The organism is Lachnospira rogosae (ex Hitch et al. 2025) (assembly GCF_040096455.1).
Classification (GTDB): Bacteria; Bacillota; Clostridia; order Lachnospirales; family Lachnospiraceae; genus Lachnospira; species Lachnospira rogosae.
In genome coordinates, this window is sequence record NZ_JBBMER010000007.1 from 96026 (window position 1) to 110798 (window position 14773).

17 protein-coding genes are annotated in these 14773 nt (G+C 35.3%); 3 read left to right on the forward strand and 14 right to left on the reverse strand.

Going from position 1 to position 14773, the window contains the following annotated elements; all coding sequences use genetic code 11:
- Window positions 1–26 precede the first annotated feature (26 nt).
- The 5 genes from rplA to rpmG all read right to left on the reverse strand — a co-directional run bounded on the left by rplA (window position 27) and on the right by rpmG (window position 2326).
- On the reverse strand, window positions 27–722 hold the full coding sequence (gene rplA / locus WMO14_RS10050) for a 50S ribosomal protein L1 (RefSeq protein WP_022501277.1): 696 nt from the start codon (window positions 720–722) through the stop codon (window positions 27–29).
- 182 nt (window positions 723–904) lie between these two features.
- Window positions 905–1330 carry a 50S ribosomal protein L11 gene (gene rplK / locus WMO14_RS10055; protein WP_022501278.1) on the reverse strand — a complete coding sequence of 142 codons (426 nt, stop codon included), beginning with the start codon at window positions 1328–1330 and terminating at the stop codon, window positions 905–907.
- Between the two features lie 71 nt (window positions 1331–1401).
- Window positions 1402–1935: a transcription termination/antitermination protein NusG gene (gene nusG / locus WMO14_RS10060; protein WP_022501279.1), complete on the reverse strand. Its 534-nt coding sequence runs from the start codon at window positions 1933–1935 to the stop codon at window positions 1402–1404.
- 15 nt (window positions 1936–1950) lie between these two features.
- Window positions 1951–2154, reverse strand: a complete 204-nt coding sequence (secE, locus tag WMO14_RS10065; protein ID WP_022205588.1) for a preprotein translocase subunit SecE — start codon at window positions 2152–2154, stop codon at window positions 1951–1953.
- A gap of 22 nt (window positions 2155–2176) precedes the next feature.
- On the reverse strand, window positions 2177–2326 hold the full coding sequence (gene rpmG, locus WMO14_RS10070) for a 50S ribosomal protein L33 (protein WP_012738549.1): 150 nt from the start codon (window positions 2324–2326) through the stop codon (window positions 2177–2179).
- Window positions 2327–2742: 416 nt separating this feature from the next.
- On the opposite strand from rpmG, the gene WMO14_RS10075 reads away from it, so the two are divergent.
- Window positions 2743–4023, forward strand: a complete 1281-nt coding sequence (locus WMO14_RS10075) for a hypothetical protein (RefSeq protein ID WP_349153756.1) — start codon at window positions 2743–2745, stop codon at window positions 4021–4023.
- Window positions 4024–4272: 249 nt separating this feature from the next.
- Here the strand turns inward: WMO14_RS10075 and WMO14_RS10080 are convergent, their stop codons facing one another.
- From WMO14_RS10080 to WMO14_RS10090, 3 genes are all read right to left on the reverse strand, one after another.
- Entirely contained in the window at window positions 4273–4626 is a 354-nt protein-coding gene (locus WMO14_RS10080) for a DUF8042 domain-containing protein (RefSeq protein WP_349153757.1), read from the reverse strand.
- Between the two features lie 75 nt (window positions 4627–4701).
- Window positions 4702–6096, reverse strand: coding sequence for a class I adenylate-forming enzyme family protein (locus tag WMO14_RS10085; protein ID WP_055177084.1), 1395 nt, complete (start codon window positions 6094–6096; stop codon window positions 4702–4704).
- A 102-nt stretch (window positions 6097–6198) separates the two neighbouring features.
- Window positions 6199–7338, reverse strand: coding sequence for a CgeB family protein (locus WMO14_RS10090; RefSeq protein ID WP_090140410.1), 1140 nt, complete (start codon window positions 7336–7338; stop codon window positions 6199–6201).
- 242 nt (window positions 7339–7580) lie between these two features.
- Here WMO14_RS10090 and WMO14_RS10095 point away from each other — a divergent pair, with 242 nt between their 5' ends.
- A complete protein-coding gene (locus WMO14_RS10095) occupies window positions 7581–8747 on the forward strand; it encodes a CgeB family protein (RefSeq protein WP_090140814.1) in 1167 nt (388 codons plus the stop codon).
- A 15-nt stretch (window positions 8748–8762) separates the two neighbouring features.
- Here the strand turns inward: WMO14_RS10095 and WMO14_RS10100 are convergent, their stop codons facing one another.
- Window positions 8763–10643 carry a glycosyltransferase family protein gene (locus tag WMO14_RS10100; protein ID WP_349153758.1) on the reverse strand — a complete coding sequence of 627 codons (1881 nt, stop codon included), beginning with the start codon at window positions 10641–10643 and terminating at the stop codon, window positions 8763–8765.
- A gap of 157 nt (window positions 10644–10800) precedes the next feature.
- Between WMO14_RS10100 and WMO14_RS10105 the strand changes: the two genes are divergently transcribed.
- A complete protein-coding gene (locus tag WMO14_RS10105) occupies window positions 10801–11979 on the forward strand; it encodes a CgeB family protein (RefSeq protein ID WP_055306860.1) in 1179 nt (392 codons plus the stop codon).
- A gap of 83 nt (window positions 11980–12062) precedes the next feature.
- On the opposite strand, the gene WMO14_RS10110 is transcribed toward WMO14_RS10105, so the two are convergent.
- The 5 genes from WMO14_RS10110 to WMO14_RS10130 all read right to left on the reverse strand — a co-directional run bounded on the left by WMO14_RS10110 (window position 12063) and on the right by WMO14_RS10130 (window position 14771).
- Window positions 12063–13235: a glycosyltransferase family protein gene (locus tag WMO14_RS10110; RefSeq protein ID WP_349153759.1), complete on the reverse strand. Its 1173-nt coding sequence runs from the start codon at window positions 13233–13235 to the stop codon at window positions 12063–12065.
- Window positions 13236–13284: 49 nt separating this feature from the next.
- Window positions 13285–13551 carry a hypothetical protein gene (locus tag WMO14_RS10115; RefSeq protein ID WP_349153760.1) on the reverse strand — a complete coding sequence of 89 codons (267 nt, stop codon included), beginning with the start codon at window positions 13549–13551 and terminating at the stop codon, window positions 13285–13287.
- The gene (locus tag WMO14_RS10120; protein ID WP_349153761.1) at window positions 13530–13757 is read right to left on the reverse strand and encodes a hypothetical protein; all 228 of its coding nucleotides are present in this window, start codon (window positions 13755–13757) and stop codon (window positions 13530–13532) included. Before WMO14_RS10120 ends, WMO14_RS10115 begins: the two co-directional genes overlap by 22 nt.
- Window positions 13758–13843: 86 nt before the next feature.
- Window positions 13844–13984 (reverse strand): AAA family ATPase, encoded by a 141-nt coding sequence (locus WMO14_RS10125; RefSeq protein ID WP_349153762.1) that lies wholly within the window; start codon window positions 13982–13984, stop codon window positions 13844–13846.
- A gap of 229 nt (window positions 13985–14213) precedes the next feature.
- A complete protein-coding gene (locus tag WMO14_RS10130; protein ID WP_349153763.1) occupies window positions 14214–14771 on the reverse strand; it encodes a hypothetical protein in 558 nt (185 codons plus the stop codon).
- Between the last annotated feature and the right edge of the window lie 2 nt (window positions 14772–14773).

The following is a 14773-nucleotide window of genomic DNA, read 5'->3' on the forward strand; positions in this document are numbered from 1 at the left end:
GCTTACATATGATTAATTAATTATAATTAACCAACGTACTTAGCTGTGCTAACCTTTACACCAGGACCCATAGTAGCTGTAAGAACAACACTCTTTAAATACTGTCCCTTAAGTGAAGTTGGTTTAGCCTTAACGATTGCATCCATAATAGCCTGGAAGTTGTCTGATAACTGCTCCTCTGTGAATGAAGCCTTACCAATTGGCACATGAATGATATTTGTCTTATCAAGTCTGTATTCGATCTTACCAGCCTTGATATCATTAACAGCTTTTGTTACATCCATTGTAACTGTACCAGCCTTAGGGTTTGGCATTAAGCCCTTAGGTCCGAGTACACGTCCTAAACGACCAACAACGCCCATCATATCAGGTGTAGCAACTACTACATCAAAATCAAACCAGTTATCATTCTGGATCTTAGGAATTAATTCCTCGCCACCAACGAAATCTGCTCCTGCTGCTTCAGCTTCTTCAGCCTTAGCACCCTTAGCAAATACTAATACCTTTACAGTCTTACCTGTTCCGTGTGGAAGAACAACAGCTCCTCTGATCTGCTGCTCAGCGTGACGTCCATCACAACCTGTTCTGATATGAGCTTCAATTGTCTCGTCGAACTTTGCAACTGCACTCTTCTTAACTAAAGAAACAGCTTCAGTTGCTTCATATAATGTCTGGCGGTCAATATTCTTGGCTGCCTCAACGTATTTCTTTCCTCTTTTCATTATATAAACCTCCTAGTGGTATTATCGGAAGGATTTCATCTTTCCTCCCACATATTGAACAATCCCGAGATTAATTCTCAGCCACATGTTCTTCTATGAAAATCAACAAATTATAAAATAAAATCTTGTCTAAATGTCTTTAAAGACCTTTAGCAATCTTTATTCAAAGCCTCGTTATAGAATTAGTCTTCTACAACAATACCCATACTCTTAGCAGTACCTTCAATCATTGAAGTAGCTGCTTCGATTGTAGCTGCATTTAAGTCTGGCATCTTAAGTTCAGCAATCTTCTGAACTTCTGCTCTCTTAATTGTAGCAACCTTATTCTTGTTAGGCACGCCTGAACCTGACTTAATATTGCAAGCCTTCTTAAGAAGAACTGCAGCAGGTGGAGTCTTTGTGATGAAGCTGAAACTTCTATCAGCATAAACTGTGATTACTACAGGGATAATTAAGTCGCCCTGATCTGCTGTCTTTGCATTAAACTGCTTTGTAAATTCTACAATGTTAACACCATGCTGACCAAGTGCTGGACCAACTGGTGGAGCTGGTGTAGCCTTGCCGGCAGGAATCTGTAATTTAATATAACCTGTTACTTTCTTTGCCATTGTGGCACCTCCTAAATATAATGTGGTTTATGGCGGCTTTAAAGCCTCCCACTTCTTGTAAGACCTAAATCTTACAGTAATTTCACGTCTGTGAAATCAATCTCGACCGGTGTTTCACGACCGAACATCTCAACATTAATTGTAACACACTGCTTGCCTTCATTAATGCTGACAATTTCTCCTACTGTATCCTCCCAGGCACCTGAAAGAATCTTGATTTGATCGCCTACCTTACCAGCAAACTCAACTACTGGCTTAGCTTCTTCATCATCAGAGCTGATTCCGAATGATCTTATCTCAGCTGGAGATAATGGTACTGGTTTAGATCCAGGACCAACAAACCCTGTTACGCCCCTAGTGTTTCTGACAACATACCAGCTGTCGTCATTCATCACCATCTTTACAAAGACATATCCAGGAAACGTCTTCCTCTGAACCGTCTTCTTCTTGCCGTCCTTAACTTCCACTACTGTTTCAAGCGGAACAAGAACTTCAAAAATCTGGTCCTGAAGATTTCTGTTTTCAACAGTTTTCTCGATATTAGCCTTAACCTTATTCTCATATCCTGAATAAGTATGGGCAACATACCATTTTGCTTCGTCCATCTGATCACCTTTTCCTTACTTTACAATGAATTCAATTCCAAAGCGAACAATCAAGTCCACAACTGAAATAATTACACCTAATAATACGGATACAACCAATACAGCGATGGTTTCCTTTGTAAGTGACTTCTGGTCTGGCCAAATAATCTTAGAGAACTCTGCCTTTAAGCCCTTGAACCAGCTCTTTTTCTGTTTTTTTGTCTTAACAGCTTCACTCATCTTAATACCTCACTGATACCAATTACTTTGTTTCCTTGTGTAATGTGTGTGACTTACAGAACTTGCAATATTTCTTTGTTTCCATTCTGTCCGGATGAGCTTTCTTTTCCTTAGTCATGTTGTAATTGCGCTGTTTACACTCAGTACATGCCAATGTTATCTTTACTCGCACAACTTCCACCTCCAATTATTTATTTTGCAGGTGTTATTAACACCAATTGGTTTTTCTTTAATACCTGAACTGTTGGGTAAGTTTCGGGCATAAAAAAAAGACCGCTTCCATAGCCAGCCTAATATAACATATTTTTTGATATTTCGTCAACCAGATTTTTATAATTTATACATTATTTATATAAATATTTTCAAAAAACCTTAAACATTCTACTATATGTATATTGCAAAATCAAGCCATTCCTTATAAAATATAATAAAGTTTATGGATATAGCAAATGGAGTTACTGTATCTGCAACTGATGACAGTTAAAGTTATATATTTATGTGTTTTATATGTAATTATAGTAATATATTAAATATTTTGTGACGATACACATTATACCAATTATACATACAGACAGGGAGGTGACTGTTATGATTAGTAGTGTATACAGCTATTATTTATCCCAGTACGGGAACAAATCTAATTCCAAGTATGACTCACATACAAGAACTCAGCTTAAGAACACATATAGCAAGGTTGTTAAGATTAACAGCCAGACTCCTGTGTACAAATTAGACTTATCAACTGCTGCCCAGAAATACGCCATTGATTTAAAAGAACATGCAAGAGCGTTAGAGAATATTACTGAGGATTTATCTGACGGTGCTGATGGTACAATGACATTTAAGAAGTCTGCTGTATCAAGCAATGCTTCTGCCGTCAATGCCAGTTACATTACCGACTTTGGTGCAGCATCAGATGATGAAAGCTTTGATATAAATGTTAAACAGTTAGCCTGTTCACAGCTTAATACAGGTAACTACCTACAGCCACGTTCAAAGCATATAAAACCTGGCGAATATTCTTTTGATTTATCAATCAATGATGTTATATATGAGTTCCAGTTTAAAGTGGACAACTCCGAGACAACTAATAATATACAGAACAAGATTGCAAGACTTATCAACCGCTCCAACATAGGACTTACAGCTAATATCAAGGAAGATAGTCTAGGCAATACAGCTATTAATATTGAATCAGAATCAACCGGCATTAATGGAACAACTCCTGTTATATTCTCCATAAAGTCAGATGATGCTAACAACCAGCCGCTCATTGATACTCTTGGACTTGACAGGGTTACACAATATCCAGCCAACGCCATATTTGATGTTGATGGTGATGAACGCTCATCTATGAGCAATTCAATAACAATTAACAAAGCATATGATGTCAAATTATCAAAGGTAACAGAAGAACCTGTAACAATAAGCCTCAAGGCAGATGCAGACTCTATTGTGGAAAGTCTTAACGAACTTGTAGCTGGTTACAACAACCTTATCTCTGTTACTAATGATGAGAATAATAATCATTTTCAGGGAACAGAAAAGCTCCAGAATGAAATCGCATCAATTGCACGCTCATACAAGAAGCAGCTTGCAGACAGCGGACTTTCGCTTAATAAAGACGGAACTATAAGTGCTGACAAGGAAGTTATTATTAACGCTGATAATAAAGACGCCTTAAGCCACATTTATGAAAGCCTTAATTCGTTTAAGAATTCCATTAAAGAAAAGGCTGAGGATATTGCACTCAACCCTATGGACTATGTCAACAATAAGATTATTGCATACAAGAATCCATTAAGGTCATTCCCTGATCCTTATAACCTTTCGGCTTATACCGGAATGATGTTTAACGGATATATTTAGACTTATAAGACAAGATGTGTTTACAGCAACTGTGTTTGACAAAAATTGTTATAGGACAAAATGTGTTGATAGAAACCATATCTGAAAGAACATATAAATAACCCCTGTTCATAGAAGAAAACAACAATTCATTATCTGCTGTTTTCTTGTATAACAGGGGTTTTATCTTTTATTAAATTACATATATTATATATCAGGGCGTATTGAACTGGATTAATCTATCAATACATAATCCATCAATATATTCTATTACTTGCAGACAGCCTCTGCACAGTCCTTAAACTGTGCGATGAATGCTCTTACCTTTACAAGAGCATCAGCCTTAGCTGAATCATCACTTGACTTTAATGCAGCTGATAACTCTTTAACAGCATCATTACCATCAGCCTCATCTACTGCCGGCTGTGCACCTGCTGTTAAATCTCTTGTTGCATTATACATCTCAAGAGCTACATTAACTCCGTCAACAGTCATTCTAAGATACTCATCTGTATCATCCTTCTTATCGCCTTTAAGTTCTGGAACAACTGTATCTATACAGTGAAGTACATTTGCGCAATATCCTTTTGCTTCATTTAATACTTCTAACTGTTCTTTCTTCATATCCTCCATGACATTACCTCTCATCCTTAATTAGTCTAATAAATATATCGGCACTCACCGCATTTACTTAACACCTTACTTTTCATTAGCAATAAGTGTTTCTATTGCATTCTGGTCAATATCACCATTATCCATTCTTGGAAGTGGAGCTTTGCTTATGATTGTCTTCTGGATTTCCCAACGGTAACCCTTCTTTTCGTTATATTTATTAATAAGCCTCACAAATCTTTCTTCTCTTACATCTTTATCTATTGGCACGATAATTGCTGTAAGCTTGTCATCATATAAAGTAACATAGCTTTCTGCAACTCCGTCCAGTGCACTAATCTGCCTTATTGTAACTGTCCTGCTTATCTTCTCTCCTGTTGGAAGAAGAATAATCTCAGGGTTACGTTTTAAAAGTACAAGACGGCCTTTATCATTAATTCTTCCTATATCACCTGTATGATATACTCCATCCCTGATGACACGCTTAGTATATGCCTCATCTTTATCGTAACCTTTCATAACGCAGTCACCACTTACCACAATCTCACCATCAGCTTCAATTGCAACCTTAGAACTAGCAAATATCTTGTAAGTGCCATCCATAGTATCATTAATTCCAATACACCCTGACACCTCTGTCATTCCAAATACATTGTATACCTTCAAATCCCTATCCTTTAACGCCTCAAATAATCTGAACGGACAGCTTGCACCTCCTATAATTATAGTCTTAAGATTTTCATTAAGTGCTTTTATTCTCTTCAGATATTCAATCATAGATGGTGTTCCAGGCAGTATTGTAGGATTGTAATAATAAGTATCTGCATCTATATGTCTTAAGCCTCTTCCAATACATACACACGCACCATTATGGATTGGCCATATAAGACTGTATATATATCCAAATATATGATGAAGTGCAATCTGTGCAAGCACCTTATCCTCTGGTGCACACATACAACATTCATTAACTGCACTTACTGTATTAAGTATATTGGAAACTGTAAGCACAACCGCCTTGTCACACTCCTGTGGAACGGCTGTAAGCATAAGAATATTGCCCTCTTTTACATTTTCTTCATTATATATAAGGCCATTCACCTCATCCTTCTCCGCATCAGTTATTATAATTGCCTCATTGTCTGCAAGTATATACTGGTTAGTAGATGATAAAATATAATCAACACCCACCTTCTTTAATATATCATTTCTTGTATTCTGGGGAAGGAAAAAATCAACAAGCATAACGTCCTTACCAGCAAGGATTGTTCCAAACATATTAACTATCCATCTGTATGAAGCTGGTCCATATATTGCAATCCTGCTGCCCTCAAACCTCATAAGATGAAGTGCTTTCTTATATGAGTCCTCAAAAAGCTTCTGATAAGTAACCGTCATCGTGTCATATATAATCGCCTCTTTATCCGGATACTTCTCAGCATTGTATTTTAACATCTTATAAAATGAATTAATCTTATCCATATAATTTCTCCAATCGCATAATATTGGTGTCACATTGATATTATACTCTTTAGGTGACATAAGCCGCAAGCACAAACAATGCACATATGCAAAAATGTATATCTAATTTCTTAATATACTATCAATTCTGTCTTTCACCTTAAAGTTCTCTTTAACCTTTTTATAGCCATTATCCGCAATCCATAATCTTTCATCTTCATTATCAAGATAATACTGTACTTTCGCTATAAGGTCTTTAATATCCTCATATACCACAAGATCTTTTCCCGGCGTAAAATATTCCATTATCTCTGCCTGGTAGTTAGTTATAAGAAATCCCTTGCAGGCAAGTACGTCAAGCACACGCAGTGGAATTCCTGACTGTATTATCTTAAGCGATATATTAAGGTTAATCTTTGCATTATAAAATGCTTTGGGCATCTGGGAATAATAATCAATATATCCCCTATTATTGACATTATTTAATCTTTCATCCACATCTGTAGAATATAGATTAACATTGCACCTGTTCTGCAAAAGTGCAAGTGCCATAACCCTCTCCCTGCTTGTAACCTCTGTTGCCAGTGCATATGTAACCTCCGGCTTAATAACCGAATAACTGCCATTGGATACATTGGCAAAATTCTCATTAATATGCTTCATTATATTATCATTAATGCAGTCATCTATAATATATCCTCCATACAGCTTTTGCTGTGTTTCAACAATACCTTCAAGATAACCTTTCATATATACATCCTGATAATTACTTATATAAGAATAGTCCGATTTATACAATTTTCCAACAAATGCAACATCACACGCATAATTATCATCTTTAGCTAAAGCCGGCCGAAATGTATCTATATCAGCCGCCAGCGGCAAATGCTTCGCCCCTGCTACTCCATTTTCCATATAATGCTGTGCCTGTATTCTGTCAAAGAAATAAATTGTATTACACTTATTCTTTAATACCTCTGTCCTTCTTATATTGATAGGGCAGTCATACACCCACGAAATATAAGGAAGCTTTAATCTATTACACAAGTCCGAGATAACCGGCGAGAAATTAACTGAAAACACACAGTCGTATACATTCTTGGACACCGCTATATATCTGTCAAGACTACTCTCAAGTTCACTGTCATTATCCCAGTCTTTCATCGTGTAATAAAATGTATCATATTCTATATTAAGTTCCTTTAATGCTGCCTCTATGCCCTTCTGCATAAATGCATCCCATTGAAAAAATAGTACTTTCACAGCACATCTCCTCTGCCGATATAATAATTACCTGAATTATAATATATTACACCACTTATTAGCAATCAATAACAGACTTATGTCCGAAATATTCAAAACCATTCCAACTGATATATGCAGGTATAATGAGCACTAATGTGCTCATCTTAAAAGTTCCTTACGAAACTTTATATTCGCTGAAAAACTGCACAAAATTTATGATATAATATCAGAGATAAAATAAAAATAATACGAGGAATACTATGAGAATTCTTGAATTTGAGAACCACCACTTTGGTGTTGAAGATATTAAAGAAGCCCTTACTGAGATGGGGCATGAATTAACAGTTGTATCAACTCCACTTTTTCTGGAAAGAGCAAGCGAAGAGTTTGATAAGCTTTTTGAAGAACAGATTACAGGACAGCACTACGATGCCGTATTCAGCTTTAATTACAGTGCCGCCGTATCTACTAACTGCAACCGCCACAACATTCCATACATATCATGGATATACGACAGCCCGCTTCTTACACTGTATTCATACACTATAACCAACCCCTGCAATTACATATTCTTATTCGACAGTGAACAATATCTACAGCTTAAGAATGGGGGAATAAATACAGTATATTATATGCCTCTTGCTGTCAACACTGCACGTCTTGACCGTATGCCAATGAACACCAGGGTTCATCAGGTATTTGACAGTGATGTATCATTTGTCGGCTCTATGTACAACGAAAAAGGCAATTTCTATGAAAGACTAGAGAATATATCTCCATATGTTAAGGGCTACCTCGATGCTGTAATAAATGCACAACAGCGTATATATGGTGCTAATTTCCTTGAAGATGTACTTTCTCCTGACATAATTAAAGCCATACAGGAAATAACACCTTACACACCTAATAAAGATGGCATTGAAACTCCTTCTTATGTATATGCGAATTATTTTCTTGCAAGAAAGGTCACACAGAATGAACGCTTTGAGATATTAAAGGCTGTATCTGACCATTTTACAACCAAACTTTATACACACAACCCAACTCCAGAGCTTCCTGATGTGATTAACAAAGGACCTATTGATTTCTACGACAATATGCCTTATGTATTCAAATGCAGCAAAATCAACCTGAATATCACTCTGAGAAGCATTAAATCAGGTATTCCGCTCCGCTGTATGGATATTATGGGTGCCGGTGGATTTCTACTCACTAATTATCAGGCAGATTTCCTTGAATACTTCACACCTGATAAGGACTTTGTATATTACGAATCAATTGATGACCTTATCAGAAAATGTGATTACTACATAAAGCACGAAGATGAACGTAAGGCTATCGCGCTAAATGGTTACAATAAAGTTAAAGAATTCCACAATTATAAGGTCAGGTTAAATGATATATTCAAAATTGCTGGGTTGATTTAATATCATAATTGTAATTTATAAGCCTCTTAAGATACTCTCTGCCCTATTATCCCAAATATGTTCTTTAGAGGCTTTTATATATGCGTTCTGTGCTATACTCTCTCTTAAGCTGTCATTTGCAAGTAATTCTCTTACTACATCTGGCAGCTTTTCAAGATGTTCAAGATTAAACGTAACAATATCCTCATAATTGTTAAATTCTCTATCCAGATATTCTGTTCTCTCACTTAAGCATACCGCACCAGACAGGCATATATTAGCTATTCTTTCCGTCATTCCTGCCTTATGCCAGGTCATCACATTAAGTCCTATCTTAGATCTGCCCCATATTTCAAGGGACTCATCTACATTTACAGCATCATGCTTTATGAGATTATCTTTGCCAAGTCCCGAATATCTGTCCCAGGTATCTCCAAATACATCAATCTTAATACCTGCTGCCAAAAGTGTCTCAAGCACCTTCGTCCTATAGTAATTAACTATATTGCGGCATACATCCTGCAAAGAATCAAGCAGTGAAAGAAACTTTTGCTCATCAATATTAAAATCTTTGTATACAAGAAGCTCTTTAAGCCCCTGTTCAAATGTTATATTAGGATGTGCTTTCATATACTCATAATATTCTTTTTGAAACTCATCTTTAATAACACTCTCATCTACATAATTACACGCCCCGATAAACACTATATCAAATGGTCTGTCCTTATTAGCCGCCCAGCCAGCATCTTCTCCTGCTGGTGGAAGCTGCAAAGCATTGACCGCGCCAAAATGCTCCTCTATAAATTCAGCATAATATCTATCCTGGCACAAAAGATAATATTTATCATCTATTCCTTCAAACAGATTTCCAAAATACATTGGATTATCAAACCAGAAAATGTACTTAGGACATTTCATCTTTCTAAAATAGTCTTTAAATAACACAATAGACTGAAAACCTATAAAACCCTTTAATGAATTATCCTCAATATCAGATAGATTTACAGTCATTCCATAACTTCCATCAGATGTTATTACAGCCTGTCCTTTTTTGATAAGAGACCTGGTTATATCACCTGCAAATCTTCTTAATACTCCATGGCACGTATTATCGCCCATAATTACATAAAATGGTGCTGTATTAATCTTAATCTTTGCAAACAGCTCATCATTATTAAGAATTTCCAATAACTGTCCGTTGTATAAATCTGCACACCCTTTACTGTCAGCATATGCCTTCATTGCATATATTGCATTTTCAAGCAGTCCTTTGTGTGTCAATTCTTTCATATAAAGCTTTAAAACATAAGCATATGTAAGGAATTGGGCAGCTGTCTGTTCATCTGATATGCCTGTCACATTATACGCTTCCTGTACGTCTGATGAACCCGCTGCATTATCTGCTTCCTGTACGTCTGATGAACCCGCTGCATTATCTGCTTCCTGTATGTCTGATGAGCCTGCTTCCTGTGAAAATAAGTTCTCTTCGCTTGAACACAGCACGCCATATATTCCATTGTAATTATACTTTTCTGCATAATATGCCACTCTTACCGCAAGCTCATAATCTATGCCAGCCGTTAATTCTTCATTATAACAGCCTGTATACACGAGTATGCTTTTCTTAATGACCACACCATATACATTCATTTTAAAATAATCAATTATGTTATTAAAATCTATTTCTCCGTCTTGCACATTTTCTCCAAATATAGCCATACCATAATCCAGCAGGAAATCATTTTCCGTGATTATCTGTCTTATCTCTTCCTCACTTGTTACATTTTCATCAGCCAGTATCACATAATCTGCCTCTTCTGCCCCAATCATAAGATTTCTTTTAGCCGGACTTTTAAAATCCTCTCTATTAAAATCATACCCTTTAATTCTATTCTTGTGATAACTGCTGTTTTCCATATTATCCATCTCACTTTCTTATCTTTCCTATAAGAATTCTTATATTTATGTATATAACTTCGCCAGCTGCTTTACGCTTTCTTACTGGCAACACGTCTTTGTTTATGATAAAATATAATTCTCAATTACTTATATAGTATATATGCAAAGGAGAATTATGAACATACTTTTTTATAGATATGGAAGTATATGCGAACCCGACATTATCGCTTCCTTTAAACACCTTGGTTTCAATATAACAGAAGATACAAGAGAAGTATACAACAAACAGCTTCTTCCATCAGACTGCATTAAGGGGCTTAACGAGCTTTTAAAGCAGGACACTTATTCTTTTATATTCTCAATTAACTTTTTTCCTTCAGTATCTGATGTATGTAATATATGGGGTATTCCGTATCTGTGCCTTATCGTGGACAGCCCTGTACTTGAATTATTCTCAACTTCATTAGCTAATCCCTGCAATAAGGTATTCTTATTCGACAGACAGTTGTACAACGATTTCCACCACATCAACCCTGACGGAATATTTCATATTCCACTTGCTACCAACGTCCGTGACAATTACGCTACTGCAACTATGGCAAGTGCTGCTGACAGAGCCAGATTTTCATCAGATATATCATTTATCGGCTCTTTATATTCAGAGAAATGTCTATATAACCAAATTACTCTTCCTGAAAAAATGCGTGGCTATGTAGACGGACTTATTGAAGCGCAGCTACTTGTATATGGATATAACTTCATCGAGGAATGTGTAACCCCTGAACTAATAGAAGCATTTTGCAAAGTCAGACCTGAGCTTATCAACTTTCCTGACAGTATGAAGGTTGATACAAAAGCTGTAATTGCACAGCACATTATAAGTGTAAAGGTGGCTGAACAGGAGCGGCTTCGTTACCTGAAAGCTTTATCTGAACATTTCAACGTAGACTTGTATACAGGCAGTGATACATACTCAATGCCACTAATTCATAATCGTGGTTTTGCTAAGACAAACACAGAAATGCCTATTATATTCCACCAAAGCAAAATCAACCTTAACTTAACAGCCAAATCAATACGAAGTGGTCTGTCTCTTCGCATATTTGACGTACTTGGCTGTGAAGGTTTTCTTATAACTAACTATCAGGCAGAACTGCCAGAACATTTTAATATAGGTGAAGATCTGGAAGCATATACAAGTCTTGATGACTTAATGGGAAAATGTGAATACTACCTTTCACACGATAAAGACCGGCAGGAAATTGCTCACAATGGTTTTGAAAAGGTTAAAAAGTACCATACTTATGATATCAGGCTTACTCAGATGCTGGAGATTGCGTTTGGGCTTAAATAACATTACAGCTGCAGGTTTTGTTTAATAACCTGCAGCTGTAATAATCACCATACATATTTGATTTATCATCAACGCTTTAAATTCTACACATTTCTTATCAGCTGTTCCACAATATTACCCCACACATAATTGTCTGCCACAATATCGAAGCCATTCTGAATTATCGCTTTCGCTTCATCAGAATTATCCAGATAATGCTTTATTAACTGAGGTATTTCTTCACACGCATCAAGTTTATAATAAACAATATCTTTCTTATCCTGAAAATGCTCTTTAAGCCACTTACTTGAATCCGTCAATGGTAAAGAACCTGACAGCAGGATATTAAATATTCTATCGTGAGTACCTGCCTTAAACCACGGCATAACATTAAGATTAATCTTTGCCTTTTCCATAACTGAAAGCGTATCTGCAAATGGAACACGATCATTAATAATGTGTACATTATGTAATTCCGTTGATGGATGATTCTCCCAGCCTCTTCCTAACAGCCATATATCAATTCCTGCTTCGGCTATTATTGAAATAATCTTCTCCCTGTAATACATTCTCGCCATCCAGTCTATAGGTTCAGAAAATCTAAACAACTGCTTAACCTGCTCCTGTGCTAATGAAAGCTCCATCATATCAATAACATCAAGCACTGCCTGCTCCGTTGTTATACTATTATTGTCAATCATATACTCAGCAAGATTGTGATAAAATACTCTGAGCAGTTCATTATCTTTAAATGTATTATCAACCTGTTCCAGATAGTTCTGTGGTCTGTAATATGTCCCAGAAAATAACACATCATATGGACGTTTATCATAACCTTCAAGATTTAACTTTCCATTATAAGTACCCGCATGTGGCATAAATTCTACTCTGCCTACAGTATCACCAAAATATTTCTTAACATAATCAACGTGATTATCATCACAGCAGAACTGCACATAATTTCTTGGATGCTTCTGCATAGTCGGATGAAATCTCAATGGGTGATCCATCAAAATATTAAGTGCTACTGTATCCATAGAATCCCACAGCTCTATAAACATATCATCTTTTAAGCCTATTCCATCAAATCCTATAGCCGCATCTGCTCTTACCGAAAGGAACTCCGTAAATGCCTTAAAGGAATGGCTCCCATCCTGAGTGCTGTTAGTAAGATCTAATATAAAGCACTCATAATTTCTTTTTATTAATTCTTCTACAATTCTGTCTGTAAAATAGTTAAAGGATTCTACAGTGGAGTAAAATAGTACGAAACGCATAGGTAATCCTTTCTTGCTTTTAAAATATACGCTTATTTATGTTGACGTTTTAGTGAATCACATTTTTTTTATATCTATATAATTTCACACCTATAAATGGCTGCGCAACATTATCATTTTTTAGTTCATTTTCAAGAATATCTATCTTTGATTGCAAAAAAGTTGACGTCAGACACTTCTTTTTCTCCCATCTTGCAAACTCTGTACTCACACTATCATACATACTTCTACGTGTTGCCACTATTTTTGTAGATGTATCTCTTATTATCCTGCCTGAAGCATCTTTCTTGCCATTTAAGTGTAATACCTTATCCATATCATCATTGACTGATATCCTGCACTCAAATCTTCAATTTCTTTACAGATTCCTTTTTCAACATATAATAATTTATGTGAATTGACATCATATATGACTTTGCTTTCCAACCCATCATTCATATAGCACATAAAATCAGATATTATCTTCATAAATGTCTTATAATTTTGTGGTTCTTTATGTGCTTTTATGCTGTTCCACTCCATCTGCATACACCAATCATATACAGAATTGAGATTAAGTTTTCTGTCAAGACATCCTAAATATCCACATCTTCTATCATGTAGCTGCTTTATTTTTTTACATCTGCCTCTAAAATTGTCGTTTTACCTACTCCATTATCGCCTAATATAATGTTAAATCCTGGCTCAAATTCTAATTTAATATTATCAAACATTTTATAATTTGATATTTCTAGTTTTTCTAAATACATTTTTACCTCTCCACAATATAAAGTACTGTTTTATATTCTATCACTTATAGTAAAACTCTTAATATTTATTATTAAGTATATACTTTTTCATTTAATCATACAAGTACAATTATAATAGGACGAGTGATAACGCACTCGTCCTACTATCAGTTTATCTTTATATACTATATATATTTTGCTAATTCGTAAACGCTCTAACCCATATACCTACAAATACATCAAAAACCAGCTATAACAATAATAATCCATTATATATATCTACAAGTGTACATATGTCAAAAGTATTGTCTTTTAATACTTGATTTTTAATCTCATTAACAGCTCCTGAGTCTGCAATCGCAATTAAAATACTTTCATTTTCACATATATTATTAAATGGAATAATTTTTATACCATCAATTTTTTCATTCCATTTATTGCTATTATTATCAATTATTCCTTTTATAGAAAAACCATTTTCCCTTAAAAATTTCAATAATATCGTTCCATATTTTCCAGAACCCCATATATAGAAAGACCCTTTAAATCTATTTTTTAACCATTGAAGCAAATCTTTACTCTTATCATCCACCATAATCATAACTTCATCAGATTTTGTAATATCCGACAAATGCACTTTATCCCATTGCAAATTTCTAACTCTTATATCAGATGGTAATATATTGTTACAGAACTTTATTAATTCTTTTGATTTTGAAAAAGTAGCTCTCAAACATATAGAATCTTTCCAAAAATCATTTATGTATAACTTATAATACTCACCTTTAAAATCATTTGAAAATTCCAAAT